The organism is Pseudomonas sp. SWRI50 (genome assembly GCF_014269095.1).
GTDB lineage: Bacteria > Pseudomonadota > Gammaproteobacteria > Pseudomonadales > Pseudomonadaceae > Aquipseudomonas > Aquipseudomonas kermanshahensis.
Map to the genome: position 1 here is coordinate 1 of NZ_JABWRW010000038.1, position 17,836 is coordinate 17,836.

At 62.8% G+C, this 17,836-nt stretch carries 13 protein-coding genes; 5 read left to right on the forward strand and 8 right to left on the reverse strand.

Translation table 11 applies throughout. The features are described from left to right. The first annotated feature begins 52 nt into the window (after positions 1–52). On the forward strand, positions 53–280 hold the full coding sequence (locus HU750_RS25800) for a hypothetical protein (protein ID WP_186683142.1): 228 nt from the start codon (positions 53–55) through the stop codon (positions 278–280). A gap of 142 nt (positions 281–422) precedes the next feature. Beyond that, on the forward strand, positions 423–1,352 hold the full coding sequence (locus HU750_RS25805) for a malate dehydrogenase (RefSeq protein WP_186683144.1): 930 nt from the start codon (positions 423–425) through the stop codon (positions 1,350–1,352). Between the two features lie 57 nt (positions 1,353–1,409). On the opposite strand, the gene HU750_RS25810 is transcribed toward HU750_RS25805, so the two are convergent. From HU750_RS25810 to HU750_RS25845, 8 genes are all read right to left on the reverse strand, one after another. Then, positions 1,410–1,727 carry a helix-turn-helix domain-containing protein gene (locus tag HU750_RS25810; RefSeq protein WP_186683146.1) on the reverse strand — a complete coding sequence of 106 codons (318 nt, stop codon included), beginning with the start codon at positions 1,725–1,727 and terminating at the stop codon, positions 1,410–1,412. 304 nt (positions 1,728–2,031) lie between these two features. Next, positions 2,032–4,461: a TonB-dependent siderophore receptor gene (locus HU750_RS25815; RefSeq protein WP_238348947.1), complete on the reverse strand. Its 2,430-nt coding sequence runs from the start codon at positions 4,459–4,461 to the stop codon at positions 2,032–2,034. 78 nt (positions 4,462–4,539) lie between these two features. Continuing rightward, the gene (locus HU750_RS25820; protein ID WP_186683147.1) at positions 4,540–5,508 is read right to left on the reverse strand and encodes a FecR domain-containing protein; all 969 of its coding nucleotides are present in this window, start codon (positions 5,506–5,508) and stop codon (positions 4,540–4,542) included. After that, the gene (locus tag HU750_RS25825) at positions 5,501–6,034 is read right to left on the reverse strand and encodes a sigma-70 family RNA polymerase sigma factor (protein ID WP_186683149.1); all 534 of its coding nucleotides are present in this window, start codon (positions 6,032–6,034) and stop codon (positions 5,501–5,503) included. Before HU750_RS25825 ends, HU750_RS25820 begins: the two co-directional genes overlap by 8 nt. Before the next feature lie 99 nt (positions 6,035–6,133). Then, the gene (locus tag HU750_RS25830; RefSeq protein WP_186683151.1) at positions 6,134–7,093 is read right to left on the reverse strand and encodes an arsenic resistance protein; all 960 of its coding nucleotides are present in this window, start codon (positions 7,091–7,093) and stop codon (positions 6,134–6,136) included. Positions 7,094–7,163: 70 nt separating this feature from the next. Continuing rightward, entirely contained in the window at positions 7,164–7,754 is a 591-nt protein-coding gene (locus HU750_RS25835) for a hypothetical protein (RefSeq protein ID WP_186683153.1), read from the reverse strand. A gap of 139 nt (positions 7,755–7,893) precedes the next feature. Then, positions 7,894–9,147: a serine hydroxymethyltransferase gene (gene glyA, locus HU750_RS25840; RefSeq protein ID WP_027594534.1), complete on the reverse strand. Its 1,254-nt coding sequence runs from the start codon at positions 9,145–9,147 to the stop codon at positions 7,894–7,896. Positions 9,148–9,447: 300 nt separating this feature from the next. Continuing rightward, positions 9,448–13,278: a sensor domain-containing protein gene (locus HU750_RS25845; RefSeq protein WP_186683155.1), complete on the reverse strand. Its 3,831-nt coding sequence runs from the start codon at positions 13,276–13,278 to the stop codon at positions 9,448–9,450. Between the two features lie 272 nt (positions 13,279–13,550). Between HU750_RS25845 and HU750_RS25850 the strand changes: the two genes are divergently transcribed. The 3 genes from HU750_RS25850 to gdhA all read left to right on the forward strand — a co-directional run bounded on the left by HU750_RS25850 (position 13,551) and on the right by gdhA (position 17,790). Further along, positions 13,551–13,952 (forward strand): hypothetical protein, encoded by a 402-nt coding sequence (locus tag HU750_RS25850; RefSeq protein ID WP_186683157.1) that lies wholly within the window; start codon positions 13,551–13,553, stop codon positions 13,950–13,952. 506 nt (positions 13,953–14,458) lie between these two features. Continuing rightward, a complete protein-coding gene (ettA, locus tag HU750_RS25855) occupies positions 14,459–16,126 on the forward strand; it encodes an energy-dependent translational throttle protein EttA (RefSeq protein WP_027594531.1) in 1,668 nt (555 codons plus the stop codon). Positions 16,127–16,449: 323 nt separating this feature from the next. Then, entirely contained in the window at positions 16,450–17,790 is a 1,341-nt protein-coding gene (gene gdhA / locus HU750_RS25860) for an NADP-specific glutamate dehydrogenase (protein WP_099428289.1), read from the forward strand. The last annotated feature ends 46 nt before the right edge of the window (positions 17,791–17,836 follow it).

Sequence of the window (17,836 nt, forward strand, 5' to 3'; positions counted from 1 at the left end):
TACCCCCTCAACACCCAATCCCACCCCACCTCCAAACCCCAGGAGGCCCCCCATGACTGACCACGAACGCCTCTCCACCATTCAAAGCTACGCCTGGACCCTAGAACTGCTCGGCGAAGCCTTGGTCCAGCACGACGAAATGCTGGAATGCGAACACAATCCGCGCCTGAGCTTCCGCAACACGGCTGGCATCCATCAAGCCATCCAGATCATCAGCCGTCTGGCCAGTGAGCAGTGCGGGAAGGTGATGTCACAGCGCGAGCAGAGCCTGGCCGATTAACCGGCGTAGTGCCTGAAAGCCAACCGTCCCCCCTCTAAAACGACCACTGGCCACCTCAGGGTGGCCTTTGGGCATTAGCAGGCAATACTTCTCTCTATACGCAGGCGTGTTCCTGGTGGCACGCGCCGCTGGGAGGTGTCAGGTGAACAAACTATCAATCGTGGGTGCCGGGATGGTGGGCGAGGCGGCGGCTCAGATCATCGCCCGGGATGAGTTCTGCCGTGAGCTGGCGTTGATCGATGTGCAGGGTGAGTTGGCGCAGGGCAAGGCGCTGGATGTGTGGCAGGCGGCGGTCGAGGCTGGGTCCGATACGCGGGTTTACGGCGGGGCCAAGGCTGAAATGCTGGAGGGGTCTGAGCTGGTGGTGATCACCGCAGGTGTGCCGCGCAAGCCGGGGCAGTCGCGGCAGGATGTGCTGAGTATCAACCTGCCGATTCTCGATGGCGTCATGCGGGATATCAAACGCCATGCGCCAGCGGCGACGGTGCTGGTGGTGTCGAACCCTGTCGACGTGCTGACCTATCGCGCCTGGTCGCTCAGCGGGCAGAGCCGCAACAAGGTGTTCGGGCAGGCGGGGGTGCTGGATACCGCGCGCATGAAGTGCTTCATTGCCGAGGAAACGGGTTTTTCTGCTCGGGATATCACGGCGCTGGTGCTGGGCGGGCATGGCGATAGCATGGTGCCGTTGATGCGCTACTGCCAGGTGGGGTCGGTGCCGTTGTCGCACTTCCTGTCCAGCGAGCAGATAGAGCGGATTGTGGAACGCACGCGCAAGGGGGGCGGTGAGATTTTGGGCTTGAAGAAAATGGGCAGTGCCTGCGATGCGCCGGGTGTGGCGATTGCGCAGATGGTGGATGCCATCGCCAATGGGCGAAATCGCATTTTGCCGGCGGTGGTGGTGCTGGAGGGCGAGTATGGGCGAACCGACATCGCCATGGGGGTGCCGTGTGTGCTGGCGGAGGAGGGGATTGTGCGGGTGATCGAGTTGCCGCTGGATGCGCAGGAGCAGGCGATGTTTGACCACTCTGCGGATCAGGTGGTGCGGGATATTGCTGAAATGAATGCTCTGTGACCGGCGGGAGGGTGCTATCGCCGGCGGTCTGGCCGGCGATAGTGCGCAGAAGTAAAGTTAGTGCGTCGCAAGTTCCTGAGTCAGTTCAGGGTGCTTGAGAATTAAGCGCATCAGGCACAATACCCCGCCTGGAGGCACGAAGCGGCCCTGTTCCCAATCGCGCAAAGTCGCTACGGGTGTGGCAATTCGCTCGGCGAATGAGACCTGAGTTAGTCCGCAGCGCTCGCGAGCTTGGCGAACCAGGATTTGCTCCGGTGTCGTAACGCGTCCAACCCCCTGCTTGGCTTCGTTTAGCGCTTGGCGTAGGTCAGGCAACGGCTCGCCTGCGTCGGCCTCAATGGCTTTTGCAACACTTTCAATATCGATATCACGCATGTCATACCACCTTGCTGATTTCAGCGGGGCTGATGTTGGCACGCTCTGCCTTAGCGTAAATCGTGACCAATACAAATGCTCAAAGTGCGTGTCTGGGAATTGCTGACCGATGCGTGCGTCGACCAGCCTGCAAGGCTGCCCGACTTCACGTCGCGCTGGTGCAAGCCACTGAATTCGCCACCCTGAACTCATCGAGCGCTGTCTGCGCTTATGAGGATCATTGTGCAGACTTTGCAGCGTGGAGGCTCATCTGCAGATTTTCCAGATGTGTCCAATACGCCTACTGATGGCGAAGCGCCGCCTCCTAGAAGCTATACCGCGCAGTCAGTTTCACGTTCCGTGGGTCGCCATAAATGTCATACGGGCTCCACCCACCATTGGCCACGCTGCTGTAGTAGGTGCGGTCGAACAGGTTGTTGACGTTGACCTGCAGGTCCAACTGCTCGCTGGCTTTGTAGCCTGCCACCAACCCCACCACGGTGTACGAGCCTTGCTGGTTTTCCCATGCTGTAGAACCGGCGCCCCCCGAGGTGCGGATGCGGCTCTGTTGGTAGATATCACCACCCACGCGCCAGCGCTGCAGTTCGCCGGGCAGGGTGTAGATCGTCGACAGCTTGAACAGCTGGCGCGGTTTGGCGCGGTCGAAGTCTTCGCCTTCGCGGGCTTTGTTGGCGTCGCTGACATATTTGGTCTGGGTGTAGGTGTAGCCGGCAGCCAGTTGCCAGTTGTCGGTCAGGGCGCCTTGGATTTCGAGGTCGATGCCTTTGCTGCGCACCAGGCCGGCGGCCTCGTAGCAGGCACTGGCGGCGCCTGAACCGCACCCTTTGACATCAGGCAGCTCTTGGGCGCGGTTCTTTTGGTCGATCTGGAAAACCGCCAGACTGGCGTTCAGTGCGCCACCAAAGTATTCGCCCTTGATGCCCACTTCGTAGTTTTCGCCCACCACAGGGTCGAGCACTTTGCTGTCGAGGCCTTTGCTGGTCTGCGGCTTGAAGATATCGGTGTAGCTGACGTAGACCGAGTGGTTGGTGTCCAGGTCGTAGACCAGGCCGGCATAGCGGGTCAGGTTGCGCGTGATCTTGTAGTTGTTTTCGCTGCTTTCGCTGTCATCGAATTCGTACCAGTCGAGACGGCCACCCAGAATCAGCGACAGCGGGTCGGTCAAACGCAGGCGGCTGCTGGCGTAGACGCTGTCCTGGGTGGTGGTTTCGGGGAGGCCGTTGGGGCCCGTGACGTAATCCGGCTTGGCATGGCCGCGGGGGTTCCACTCGAAGAGGTTGCTGCCGGCGTCGATGTAATCGCTCCAGGCCTTGCCAGACCGATAATCCAGCTGGCGCTTGCTGACGCCAACGGTCAGGTCATGGGTTTGACCGAGCAACTGGAAGGGGCCGCTGACGGCCAGGTCGTAGCCTTTTTCCTTCTGCTCCATGGCTTCGGTCCAGAGATAGTGGCGGTCGTATTCCCATATCGACGAGGCCAGCACATCGGTGTCGGTCTTGGTTTGCATGGCCGCCAGGCGCAGTGTCCAGTCGTTGGCTAAGCCTTGTTCGAGGGTGGCGAAATAGCCGGTGGTGCGGTTGTCGGAATATTCCCAGTCATGGCCGAGAAAGGTGTCGCGTGGCAGCCCGAGGTGGCCGCCGCCACGGGCCATGGGCAACCCGCCCCAAATGTAGTTGGTGTGGTTTTTCTGTCGGTAGGCGCCGAGGGTGAGGGTGGTGCTTTCGCTCAGGTCGGCGTCGACCACGCCGTAGAACAGGTCATGGTCACTCTCCACCGAGTCGCGGAAGCTTTTGGCGTCTTGCTTGGAGACCACGGTACGGGCGCGCAGGGTGCCGGTTTCATTCAATGGGCCGCCGATGTCCAGCGTGCCGGTGTAATCGTCCCAACTGCCGGCACTGCCGGTGAGGGTGCCCTGGAATTCATGGGTCGGGCGCTTGCGCACCAGGTTGATGGCACCCCCGGGGTTGCCAGCGCCCTGGGCCAACCCGGTGGCCCCACGCACGATCTCGACCCGGTCGTACATGGCCAGGTTGGCTTCGCCGCTGGGCAGGTAAGTCAGGAAGCTGGTGGGGAAGCCGTCGTACATGATGTTGTCGACGTCAAAACCGCGGGCACTGAAAGAGGGGCGGCCGGCACCGCCGGAGTTGCTGAGGAAGATACCGGGTGCACTTTTGACCACATCGCTGATGGTGGTCATGGCCTTGTCGTCCATCCGCTTGCGCGTGACCACGCTGACGGCCTGCGGGGTTTCGCGCAGGCTCAAGGGCAGCTTGGTGGCCGTCTGCATCGTGCCGGTGGTGTACGACCCGCTGTTTTCGGTGGTCGCCGCCAGGCCTTGGCCGGTAATGCTGGTAGCGCCCAGCTCCAGGCCAGTGCCCGCGGCCTGCGGTGTCAGCAGGTAAAGGCCATTGCCCTGCGGTGACGCTTGCAGGCCGGTGCCTTGCAGCAGTTGCTGCAAGCCGCCTTCCACACTGGTGGCGGCGTTCAGGCCTGGGCTGCGCAAACCTTCGACCAGGCCTGGTTCGATGGGCAGGGTGATACCGGCTTGGCTGGCGAAATTAGAAAGGGCGCTGCTCAGGTTGCCGGCGGGCACCTGAAAGGTCCGGCCCTGCTGCGCGCTGTGCTCGGTGGCTTGCGACACGGCTGCAGTCAGGCCGCTACCTGTGATGATCAGGCCCAATGCAGCAGCGTGTACTGCCCGCGCCAATGGTTGCATGCCCTGCGTCGTCGCCATGTGTTCGTCCCGCCCTGTAAAAGTGATGTGCTTACGGTAGGGACACGCAACCTGAGCAAAACACGACAATGATTCTTGTTACGTATACGCGCGCGCCGTGACGGTGACCCAGTAGGGCGTGCGGTAGTGGATGTCCACCGGCAGCGTCTGGCTCAAAGCGCGCAGAATCTGATCGGTGTCGCGCAGTTGGAAGGTGCCGGAGATCAGCAGCCGGGCCACGGCGGGGTCGCAACGCAGCAAGCCAGGCCGATAGCGCCCCAGCTCGCTGATGAAGTCATCCAGGCGCGTCTTTTCTACCCGCAGCACATGGTTGAGCCAGTCGAGGCGCTGCTCGGCCAGCGGCATGGGGGGCTGCACAGCCTGGAGGCTGACCTGTGTTTGCTGGCCGGCCGCCAGGCGCACCAGGCCGTCGTCACCCCATGCCAGGCGAGGACGCACTTCGACAGCGCCCTCTAGCGCGGCGAGGAACGTGCTGCCTGGGTACTGACGCACCAGCAAGCGGCTGCCGAGCGGGCTGATGTGCGCTTCGGCGGTATCGACGATAAACGGGCGCCTGGCAGGCTCACGGGGCAGCTCGACCAGCATCTCGCCGGCGATCAGGCGCACGCGGCGAACGCTGTCGTCGTAGGCGATATCGACGGCGCTGCCGGTGTTCAGGCGTAGCTGCCCGCCATCCGGCAAGGGCACGCTGCGCTGCTCCCCGGTGGCCGTGCGCACGTCCGCCTGCCACTCGCGCCACGGCAGCCCCCGGTAGGCTGCGAGGCCAAGCGGGGCGGCGGCAATCAGCAATGCGAGGGTCTTGAGTGCCTGCCTGCGCTCCAGGCTGCGCGGGCGCTCCAGCGCCGTGCGGGTGGGTTCCCCGCTAAGTTGCTGGGCACGGCTGCTGAAGCGCTCGGCCAGTTGCCAAGCGCGTTCGTGGTCAGCGTGCCGCGCCCGCCATTCGGCGCCGGCGGCATGTTCGGCGGCGCCGGCGCTGCTGTTCTGCAAACGCACGAACCAGCTGGCGGCTTCGCGGGCAATGCGCCGGTCGATGGGGGTATTACTCATTGTGCGTACTGGCGAGCACGATGCATTCTTCAAACGCCCGCGCCAGGTGGCGTTGCACGGTACGGACGCTGAGCTTGAGCCGGCTGGCGATCTCTTCTTGGGTATAGCCTTCCAGCTGCGCCATCAGGAACGCCTGTCGGCTTGGGGCGGGCAGGAGGGCCAGTACCTGGTCGATCTCGTCGAGGGCTTCGAGCACCAGCGCCTGATTTTCCAGCGACGGTGCCAGTGCTTCTGGCGTTTCCGCCAGCGCGGCCAAGTAGGCTTGCTCCAGCGAGCGGCGGCGATAGAAGTTGAGGGCCAGGCGATTGGCGATTGTGGCCAGATAGGCGCGCGGGGCCGTGTAGTTCAGCGCCTCGCCGGTTGCACTGCTGAGCAGCCGCACGAAGGTGTCCTGGGCCAGGTCCGCAGCATCGGCGGCACTGCCCAAGCGCTTGCGCAGCCAGTTCTGCAGCCAGCCGTGGTGGTGGCTGTAGAGCTGATCGATGGCCTGATGCGGGTGATGATTTGCCGATGAGGTGGATTGCACGGGATACGATAGATGTTAATGAGAATTCATCGCATTCTATCAGCATACGTTCGGCCAGGTGCAAGCAAAAGGTTAAGCGCTTGCTGAACCTTCACAGCCTCATCTGTCTCGCACCCATGCGGGCACGACGCGCACATAAATTAACTCGCTCACCAACTCCACCAGCGTTTGGGTAATCACCGCCGCCGCCGCCAACCCGCGCAGGTCGTCCGGCAACGCCAACGCCAACGGCAACACCACCAGCGAGTTGCGCGTCGAAGCGCTGAACGTCACCGATCTCACCTCGGCCACCGGCAAACGCATCAGCCGCGCGGTGGCAAAGCCGATCACCGGCGCCAGCAGCATGAAGCCGAGGTACACCGGGATCACGGGCAGCAAGCGCTCGAAATCGCGCAGCACGGCGGCAATCTGCGAGCCGATCACCACCACCAGCACCCATGCCATCGCCGGTACCGGCATCCACGCCCAGGCGTCGTTCCACTTCGATGCCACGCGGGAGCGGCGGGCGCTGGCGCTGGTCAGCACGGCGAGAATCATCGGCAACACAATCAACAGGGCAAACGCTTCCACGAAGGGCGTGATGGAAATTGCCACAGCGTTGTCGTCACCCAGCATCAACGCCAGGTACACCGGCAGCAGGACCAATTGCATCAACAGCAGCAGCGGCGTGGCGGCGAGGGTCTGGCGTGAGTCGCCTTTGCCGATGTGGGTGAACACCACCACGTAGTCGATGCAGGGGGTTAGCAACACCAGCAGGGCGCCGATCAGGATGGCCGGGTGCGCGACCAAGCCGCGGGTGATTGCCCAGACCAGCAGTGGGATGATGACGAAGTTGGCCAGTAGCAGTGCACTGATGAAGCGACGGTTGCCCAGGCCTTGGCGCAGGTCGAGGAAGGGGATCTGCAGGAACATCGCGTACATCAGCACGGCAATGGCGGGGGTGATCAGGGCTTGCAGATGGTGTGCGGTGTCGGTGGCCAGCAGGCCGAAGGCAAGGGCTGCGAGCACTGCCGCGAAGTAGACCGGAATTTGATGAGTTTCGAGTTGCTCTCTGGTCAAGGCAGGGTCCTGTGCGCGCGCGGGTTTTGAAGCGGCACAGGGTAATACGTGAAGGCCCATGCAGGCGACATCAGGTGTTCAGCCAATCCACCCCGCGTTGTGCAATCAACAGGCTCAGGGTGCATTGCTGGGCAGCGGCGTAGCACGCCAGAAAGCCGCCCACCGGGTAGAGGTTGTGAATTTCCATGGGGTGGCCGTTGCTGGCGATCATCTGGATTTCTCGCCGGTCATCTTCAAGTTGTGCCAGGTCGAACGGGGCGCCGGTTTGCGCATCGACCAAGGTCCACAGGCTAGGATCTTGCGCCTCGATGGCCTGAGCGGCCACCAGGCCTTCGGCGGTGGTGAATATGCCTTTACCGAAATGAGGCCCGCTGCGCACATACAGTCGATAACCTGCGTCGCTATAGCGAAAATACAGCAGCATCGCGCACTGATCGTCGCCTTTGTCGAACGGGATCAACCCAAAGCCCTGACCGTGCTGCCAATCATCGTCCGTGCCGTTGAGCATGCCGAGCGCGTGGGCGCCTTCAATGGCGTAACCCGGTACTTCAGTGGGTGTGACCAGGCTCACGTGCCCTGTGCACAGGCAGTCCAGGCTGTTCACCGGTGATTCGGCGATCTGCAGGGTAGCTGTAAAGGAGCGTGTTTTGTTATCTGCCATGGGGTGCCTCCGGCTCGGCGTGGGGGAGGCTGCAGGCTAGGGTGTCTTGCGCAGGGGTGCCATTTGGAACAGGTTCCGCAAAGCGGGCACAAAAAAGCCCGGCGCAAGGCCGGGCTTTTTCACATCAGGCTGGCGCCAATCAGTTGCCGTAAACCGGCAGCTTCTTGCAGATGGCCTTGACCTTCTCACGCACGGCATCGATCACCGCTTCGTTGTTCAGGTCAGCCAGGATGTCGCAGATCCAGCCGGCCAGTTCCTTGCACTCTGCTTCTTTGAAGCCACGGGTGGTCACGGCTGGGGTGCCGAAACGCAGGCCCGAGGTGACGAACGGGGAACGTGGGTCGTTCGGTACCGAGTTCTTGTTGACGGTAATGAAGGCTTTGCCCAGTGCGGCGTCAGCGTCCTTACCGGAGATTTCCTGCTTGATCAGCGACAGCAGGAACAGGTGGTTTTGGGTGCCGCCAGAAACGACGTCGAAACCACGCTCGATGAACACGCTGGCCATGGCCTGGGCGTTTTTCACCACTTGCTGCTGGTAAGCCTTGAACTCAGGCTGCAGGGCTTCTTTGAAGCAGATCGCCTTGGCCGCGATGACGTGCTCCAGCGGGCCGCCTTGGGCGCCTGGGAAGACAGCGGAGTTCAGCTTCTTCTCGATGTCGGCGTTGGCACGGGCCAGGATCAGGCCGCCACGTGGACCGCGCAGGGTCTTGTGGGTGGTGGTGGTGACCACGTCGGCGAACGGCACAGGGTTCGGGTACACGCCAGCGGCAACCAGGCCAGCAACGTGGGCCATGTCGACGAACAGGTAGGCACCGACCTTGTCGGCGATGGCGCGGAAGCGTGGGAAGTCCAGCACCTGCGAGTAGGCCGAGAAGCCGGCAACGATCATCTTCGGCTTGTGCTCTACAGCCAGGCGCTCGACTTCGTCGTAGTCGATCAGGCCGTTGCCGTCGATGCCGTACTGGATGGCGTTGTACAGCTTGCCCGAAGAGCTGACGCTGGCGCCGTGGGTCAGGTGACCACCGTGGGCCAGGCTCATGCCCAGGATGGTGTCACCGGCCGACAGCAGGGCCAGGTAAACGGCGGCGTTGGCCTGGGAGCCAGCGTGCGGCTGGACGTTGGCGTAGTCGGCGCCGAACAGCTCTTTGGCGCGGTCGATGGCCAGTTGCTCGACCACGTCGACGTATTCGCAACCACCGTAGTAACGCTTGCCTGGGTAGCCTTCAGCGTACTTGTTGGTCAGAACCGAACCCTGGGCTTCCATGACAGCCGGGCTGGTGTAGTTTTCCGAAGCGATCAGCTCGATATGCTCTTCCTGGCGCAGAGCTTCTTGCTGCATGGCTTCGAAGAGCTCGGCGTCGTACTTGGCAATGGTCAAATCACGGCTGAACATGGCGGTCCTCAAGGATCGGGCTGAATTGGGGGGGCATTCTAACCGATTGCTTCGGGCCTGGCATATGAAGTGACGTCAAGTCGCGGACCAAAGGCCTTCATGTTGCATCCCGCAGCCTGCCTGGGCTGGAGTTGACTTTCAGGTCCGTTTTTTGCGGCGCCAATTACAGCGTTGGCGCTGTGCCTGTAGGAGCAGCCTTGTGCTGCGAAGAGGCCGGTGACAGCAGTAAAGATTCAGGGTGCGGTCGCCGGCCTCTTCGCAGCACAAGGCTGCTCCTACAAAAAAGACGGGAGTGGCCAGCTACTGGAACATGAACAGCGTTTCGTTGGCGAACTGCGCCTCGAACTGATGCGCCGGCATCGGCCGCCCGAACAGGTAACCCTGCACCTCGTCGCAACCATGCTCACGCAAGAACTCCAACTGCTCATGGGTTTCCACGCCCTCGGCGATCACCGCCAGGTTCAGGCTGTGGGCCATGGCAATGATCGCCCGGGCAATCTGCGCATCCTGCTCGCCCTCGGGCAAGCCGTCGACGAAGGTGCGGTCGATCTTCAGCACGTCGATGGGGAACTGCTTGAGGTAGTTGAGCGAGGAGTACCCGGTGCCAAAGTCGTCCACCGCAATGCTCAGCCCGAGATTCTTCAGGCTGGCGAGAATCTGCAAGGCCTCATTCACCTCGCGCATCAGGATGCTTTCGGTCAGCTCCAGTTCCAGGCACGCCGGCGGCAGCCCGATGTCTTCCAGGATGGTGGCGATGCGCGTGCCCAGCTGGCCGTCGGAGAACTGCCGCGCCGAGATGTTCACCGACACCTTCGGTACCCGCACTTTGGCTTTGTGCCAAGCCTTGAGCTGTCGGCTGGCCTCACGCAGTACCCAGTCGCCGACGTCCACCACTAGGCCCAGCTCTTCGATCACCGGGATGAAGTCGCCCGGCGGCACTAGGCCGCGGGTGGGGTGGCGCCAGCGCAGCAAGGCTTCGGCGCCGGTCAGGCGTTTGCCATCGCCACTGAACTGCGGCTGGTAGTAGAGGATGAACTCGTTCTGCTCCATGGCATGGCGCAGGTCGCTTTCCAGCTCCAGGCGCTCCAGGGCACTGGCGTTCATCTCGGCCTGGTAGAACTGGAAGTTGTTCTTGCCGCGCTCCTTGGCGTGGTACATCGCGGTGTCGGCGTTTTTCATCAACTGGCTCAGTTCGCTGCCATCTTGCGGGCTGAGGGCGATGCCGATACTGGCCGTGACGAAAAACTCGCGGTTCTCCAGCACGAAGGGCCGTACCAGGCTGGCGAGGATGTTCTCGGCCACGTGGATGGCGCGGTTCAGCGCCATCTCGCGGGTCGCACGCGGTTGCAGCAGCAAGGTGAACTCGTCGCCGCCCATGCGTGCCACGGTGTCGTCGTCATCCACGCAGGCCAGCAGGCGCAGGGCCATGTCTTTGAGCATGCGATCGCCTGCGGCATGGCCGAGGGAGTCGTTGATCGGCTTGAAACGGTCCAGGTCGAGGAACATCAACACCACCCACGCCTTTTGCCGTTCGGCCTGTTGCAGGGCCGTGTGCAGGCGGTCCTGGAACAGCGTGCGGTTGGGCAGGTGGGTGAGGGCGTCGTAGTAGGCCAGGCGGTGGATGCGCTGTTCGCTGGCCTTGCGCTCGCTGATGTCGGTGAAGAAGCACACGTAGCTGGCCAGGTCGCCTTCGTCGTCCAGCACTGCCGTGATGCCGACCCAGGCCGGGTAGTGGTCGCCATCGCGGCGCTTGAGCCACACTTCGCCTTCCCAGCTGCCGCGCTGGTGCAACTGCTTGACCACGTAGCGCAGGTGGCCTTCCTGCTGTTGCTCGACGGTGAGCATGCCAGGCAGCTGGTCGAGCACGTCGCTGACGGCATAGCCGCTGACCCGGCTGAACGCCTCGTTGGCCTGGACGATGTAGCCGGCCGGGTCGGTGATGAGGATGGCCGAGGTCGAGTGCTCGAATACCGTGGCGGCCATGCGCAGGTCTTTTTCGGCGCGGCGTTGCTGGCTGATGTCGCGGCCAACCCCAAGCACGCCTTCGAAGCGCTCCTGGTCGTCCCACACCAATACCAGGCGCAGCTCGATCGGGATCTTGCGGCCATCGGCGCGCAGGCAGTCGAACAGGAACAGTTGGGTGGGCAACTGGCAACGCAACTGGGCCAGTTGCTCGCCGTTGCCCATGGCATTGCTGACGCGCTCCATCAGGCTGTAGATGCCGGTCAGCTGGGCCGGGTTGGCGATGATCGATTGCCAGCCGTTGTCGAAGATCCACTCAGCCTGATAACCCAGTACCGCTTTGACCGAGGGGCTGACGTAGTTGAGCTGCAGTTGGCTGTCGGTGGAGAAAATCACGTCGCTGATGCTTTCGGCCAACATGCGGTAGCGCTGTTCGCTGTCGCGCAGCGACTGGCTGGCCTCGATCTGTACGGTAACGTCCTTGCCCACGCCGATGATGCGTATCACCTGGCCGTCGTGGTCGCGGGTCAGCACCTGTTCGCGAATGTCGTAGCAGCGCCAGCCACCGTCGTGGTGACGGAAGCGCAGTTGGCAGTGCAGCGGCTGGCTGTGGCCGGTAGCTCGTTGATGCTGGCGCAGGGCCTGGAAGTGCGTGGCGTCTTCGGGGTGCAGCAGCAGCTCCCAGAAGCGGTCGCCCATCTGTGCCAGCTCGGTGCGGTCGTAGCCCAGGGTTTGGCCGAGGTGGCGGTTGCTGAAGATCATGCGCTGGCTCGGCACGTCCTGCACGTAGAGCTGGTCGGGCACGGTACGCACCACGTCCGACCAGAAACTCTCGCGTTCGAGCAGGGACAGCTCCACTTGTTTGCGGCTGGTGATGTCGCTGATGCTGAGGATCACCGCCTGGTAGTCGCGGCGTTGCAGCGGCAGGCGGGCCATCAGCCACAGGTGCAGTTCGCCGCCCAGCGGTGCGGGCAGGCGCACTTCCAGTTCCAGCAGCGAGCGCTGTTCGATCAGTGCATCGATCAGTTGCATGCCGATGCTGTCGCGGCCATCGCCGCTGCCGTCTATCAGGCGCTGCCAGGCACCTTCGTGGCATTCGACGTTGAGCAACTGGCGCGCCACCTGGTTGATCTCGGTGATCTTCAACTCCTGCAACAGCGAGCGGCGCAGGTTAGGGTCCAGGGCCAGGCTGTGCTTGAGCGCAGCGTGGTTGCGCAGGTGGTAGCGGTCAAGCTGGCCGGGCAGGCTGGAAAGGTCGAGCACGCACAAGGCAACACCGGTGCCTTCGAAAATTTCTTGATAGCGCCGGCGGTCTTCCTGCAGTGCGCGCTGGCGGCGGCGCATGTTGATCAACGCCAGCACCGGCAGCAGGGCACAGAACAGCACCAGCAGGCACTTGCCGATCAGTGCCGGCAGCAGCTTCTGCTGGGCCCGCTGGGCGTCAAATAGGCCGCGCAGTTGCCAGGTGCTGTTGTCGATGAACGCCAGCATCACGCTCTGCAGCGGTGCCGGGCTGGTCTGCGCGATGGCGTGGCGGTCCAGCACCGCGCCGTTGCGGCTGTTTTCCAGCAGCCACAAGGGGTGGCCTGGGCTGTCCAGGTGCACGGTGAGGGTGCGGTAATACGCGTCGGACAGGCGCAGCAGCCAGTAGCCGCGGTCCTGCTCGGTGGACTGGCGCAGCAACAGGTAAATGGTGCGGTTGTCCGCCGAGTTGGCAAAGAAATACGGGCGACCCTGGTTCAGCGTCAGCAGCTCGCCAATCAATTGGCGGTCAGGGCTGCCGGCCAGGCTGTCGGCGCGGACCTGCCCACTGGTGTCTAGCCAGGCCAGGTCACGCAGGGCGGGCAGGCGCGTGCGCAGGGTAACGAGCAGGCTGGGCAGGGCTGCCGGCGTCGGCGCATTGACGTAGGGCTGCACCACATTCACGGCCTGCTGGGCCTTCAACGCCATGTTCAGGCTGAGGTGGTCGGCCAGCTCCGCAGTGGCCTCCAGGCTTTGCTTGCGCAGGTCGGCTTGGGTGTGGCGGAACTGGGCGAACAGCTGCCACAGCAACAGGCCCAGCAGAATCAGGGCCAACAGGGCCAGCGCACCCTTGATCGACCCGCGCAGGGAAGCGACGGGGGCCATTGGTGCGGGACGCAGCGACGACGGTTGAGAGAGATTGGTCAAGCGTTGGTCCTGCGATTGGGCTGGCGATGGCAGGGATTGATCATGCACGGTTGGTGCCGGTGTCTGGTTGCCAGACCGCGGTGGCGCACTATAAGGCCGGACACCCTAAACGGGCTAGCATGCCTAGGATTATGGCAAAGTGCCAGCCCCTCCTTGTCCGGTGATCGTCGCCGTTCCGACGGTCGTGGTGGCGCCCTGTGGTTCGGCAAGCCCCTGCAACCTGTGCGAGAATGCCGCCCGCTTCAATGACAACGCTTCGGAGATGTTCGGTTTTGGTTACTCACTTTTCCTCCAATGGCCTCGATTCCGCCTGTGGGCGCAGCAGTCAGACCCTTGTCAGCACTGCCGTGACCGCGGACGTATCTTGCAAGTCGTGCCAGCGTTCGCTGGTCAAACCGGAGGCGGCCGCCGCCTCGAAAAGCAAGGCCCCGTCGCTGGCCGAACTGCGCAAGACCGCCAAGGCGGCAGCAGCACCGGTAGCCGTGGCAGCACCGGCAGTGCCCGCGGTCGCGGCCAAGGTCGTAAGCGTGCCTGCTGCCCAGCCGGCCAAGGCCGTTGAGCAGCCTGCTCGCAGTGGCGGGTTCAGCGTCAAGTCTGCCTGGGCCGCGCGCCTGGCCGAGCAGGGCGACCGTTGCCGGTTGCCGCGGGGCAAGGTCAAGCAGCGTCACGTCTGAGCTTTTCAAGGTCAGTTCTGGCCTCTTCGCGGGGCAAGCCCGCTCCCACAGGTACTGCGCAAGCTTTGGGGTTTGTGCTGTTCCTGGGGCAGCGGGTACTGCGCAAGCTTTGGGGTTTGTGCTGTCCCTGGGGGAGTGGGTACTGCGCAAGCTTTGGGGTTTGTACTGTCCCTGGGGGAGTGGGTACTGCGCAAGCTTTGGGGTTTGTACTGTTCCTGGGGCAGCGGGTACTGCGCAAGCTTTGGGGTTTGTGCTGTCCCTGGGGGAGTGGGTACTGCGCAAGCTTTGGGGTTTGTACTGTTCCTGTGGGAGCGGGCTTGCCCCGCGAAGAGGCCAGCACAGGCATAAGCATTTCTTCCCCGTAACCCCACCATCCGACCCTCCTATGCAACGCCGCGCGTTGGCGTAGAATGGTCGACTTTGTTCAATGACACCCCGTAAACACATCCCCCTGGCCCACTGCCGGGGCGTTGGTCGATGTCTTTACCTATTTAGAGGGCTTGGTTTTGGCTCAATACGTCTACACCATGCATCGGCTGAGCAAGGTCGTGCCGCCGAAGCGCGAAATTCTCAAGAACATCTCCCTGTCGTTCTTCCCAGGCGCCAAGATCGGCGTACTCGGCCTGAACGGCGCGGGTAAATCGACCCTGCTGCGCATCATGGCGGGCGTCGACAAGGAATTCGACGGCGAAGCCCGTCCGATGCCCGACATCAACGTCGGCTACCTGCCGCAGGAACCACAACTCGACCCCGCCAAGACCGTGCGTGAAGTGGTCGAGGAAGCGGTCAGCGTGATCAAGGACGCCCAGGCTCGCCTGGACGAGGTCTACGCCGCCTACGCCGAACCCGACGCCGACTTCGACAAGCTGGCCGCCGAACAGGCCAAGCTCGAGTCGATCCTGCAGGCTGCCGACGGCCACAACCTCGAGCGCCAGCTGGACGTCGCCGCCGACGCCCTGCGCCTGCCGGCCTGGGACGCGAAAATCGAACACCTGTCCGGTGGTGAAAAGCGCCGTGTGGCCCTGTGCCGCCTGCTGCTGTCGGCCCCCGACATGCTGCTGCTCGACGAACCAACCAACCACCTGGACGCCGACTCGGTGGCCTGGCTGGAGCGCTTCCTGCACGACTTCCCGGGCACCGTGGTAGCGATTACCCACGACCGTTACTTCCTCGACAACGTCGCCGGCTGGATCCTCGAACTGGACCGCGGCGCCGGCATCCCGTACGAAGGCAACTACTCGGGCTGGCTGGAAGCCAAGTCAGACCGTCTGGCGCAGGAATCCAAGCAGCAGAGCGCCCACGAAAAGGCCATGAAAGAGGAACTGGAGTGGGTGCGCAAAGGCGCCAAGGCCCGCCAGTCCAAATCCAAGGCACGTCTGCAGCGCTTTGAAGAAATGCAGTCGCAAGAGTTCCAGAAGCGCAGCGAGACCAACGAGATCTACATCCCGGCCGGCCCGCGCCTGGGTGACAAGGTCATCGAGTTCAAGAACGTTTCCAAAGGCTATGGCGATCGCGTGCTGATCGACAACCTGTCGTTCGCCATGCCGAAGGGCGCCATTGTCGGCGTGATCGGCGGTAACGGCGCCGGTAAGTCGACCCTGTTCCGCATGCTGATGGGCAAGGAGCAGCCGGACTCGGGCAGCATCGAAATCGGCGAAACCGTGCAACTGGCCTGCGTCGACCAAAGCCGCGAAGACCTGGACGGTTCCAAGACCGTGTTCCAGCAGATCTCCGACGGTTCCGACCAGATCCGCATCGGCAACTACGAGATCCCGTCGCGCACCTACGTGGGCCGCTTCAACTTCAAGGGCGGCGACCAGCAGAAGTTCGTCAAGGACCTGTCCGGTGGTGAGCGTGGCCGTCTGCACCTGGCCCTGACCCTGAAGGAGGGCGGTAACGTCCTGCTGCTCGACGAACCGTCCAACGACCTCGACGTCGAAACCCTGCGTTCCCTGGAAGAAGCCCTGCTGGACTTCCCGGGCGCCGCCATTGTGATTTCCCACGACCGTTGGTTCCTGGACCGCGTGGCGACCCACATCCTGGCGTACGAAGACGACTCGAACGTGATGTTCTTCGAAGGCAACTACACCGAGTACGAAGCCGACCGCAAGAAGCGCCTCGGCGATGCTGCTGCCCAGCCGCACCGCGTACGGCACAAGAAGCTGGCCCAGTGAGCCGGTTTTAGCTGCACTAGAATGGGGCCCTTCGGGGCCCCATTTTTGTGCCTGGCAGGCATCGGCGTTGGCCCCTTCGCGGGGCAAGCCCACTCCCACAGAATCACCCGCAATCTCAGCCTTGCACAGGCCTCTGTGGGAGCGGGCTTGCCCGCGAAGAGGCCGATCCTGCTAACAATATTTCTACTAATTTGTATACATTTATATAAAACGCACCAAATAATTTCAAAAAAACGACATTACGCCCTGTTCTCGTGCGATTGCTTCTTGGTACATTCGAAAAAAAACCAATAAGTCCAATCCCTCTTGGTGAGATGTCTACCATGATCGAATCTGTCGACAATTTCCTCGCGCGCCTTAAGCAACGCGATCCTGCCCAGCCTGAATTCCACCAGGCGGTGGAAGAAGTCTTACGTACCCTGTGGCCGTTCCTCGAAGCCAACCCTCATTACCTGCAGGCCGGTATCCTGGAGCGCATGGTCGAGCCTGAGCGCGCGGTGCTGTTCCGTGTTTCGTGGGTCGATGACCAAGGCAAGGTCCAGGTCAACCGCGGCTACCGCATCCAAATGAGCAGCGCCATCGGCCCGTACAAGGGCGGCCTGCGCTTCCACCCGTCGGTGAACCTGAGCGTGCTCAAGTTCCTGGCCTTCGAGCAGGTGTTCAAAAACTCCCTGACCTCGCTGCCCATGGGTGGCGGTAAAGGCGGCTCGGACTTCGACCCCAAGGGCAAGAGCGATGCGGAAGTGATGCGCTTCTGCCAGGCGTTCATGAGCGAGCTGTACCGCCACATCGGCGCCGACCTCGACGTACCGGCCGGTGACATCGGGGTGGGCGCGCGCGAAATCGGCTTCATGTTCGGCCAGTACAAGCGCCTGGCCAACCAGTTCACCTCGGTGCTGACCGGCAAGGGCATGACCTATGGCGGCAGCCTGATTCGCCCGGAAGCCACCGGCTACGGCTGCGTCTACTTCGCTGAAGAAATGCTCAAGCGCCGTGACCTGCGCATCGATGGCCGTCGCGTGGCCATTTCTGGGTCCGGCAACGTGGCCCAGTATGCTGCGCGCAAGGTCATGGACCTGGGCGGCAAGGTCATCTCGCTGTCTGATTCCGAAGGCACCCTGTACGCCGAAGCCGGCCTCAGCGACGCCCAGTGGGACGCCGTGATGGAGCTGAAAAACGTCAAACGTGGCCGCCTCAGCACGCTGGCGGGCGAGTTCGGCCTTGAGTTCCGCAAGGGCCAGACCCCGTGGAGCCTGCCGTGCGACATCGCCCTGCCGTGCGCCACGCAGAACGAGCTGGACACCGAAGACGCCCGCACCCTGCTGCGCAATGGCTGCTTCTGCGTCGCCGAAGGTGCCAACATGCCGACCACCCTTGAGGCGGTTGATATCTTCCTCGAGGCAGGCATCCTGTACGCGCCGGGCAAGGCATCCAACGCCGGTGGCGTGGCCGTGTCGGGCCTGGAAATGTCGCAGAACGCCATGCGCCTGCTGTGGACGGCCGGTGAAGTGGACAGCAAGTTGCACAACATCATGCAGTCGATCCACCATGCCTGTGTTCACTATGGTGAAGAGGCGGATGGCACGATCAACTACGTCAAGGGCGCGAACATCGCCGGCTTTGTGAAAGTGGCTGATGCCATGCTGGCGCAGGGCGTGGTCTGATCAGTCAGTAAGGGGCCGCTTTGCGGCCCAATCGCTGGCAAGCCAG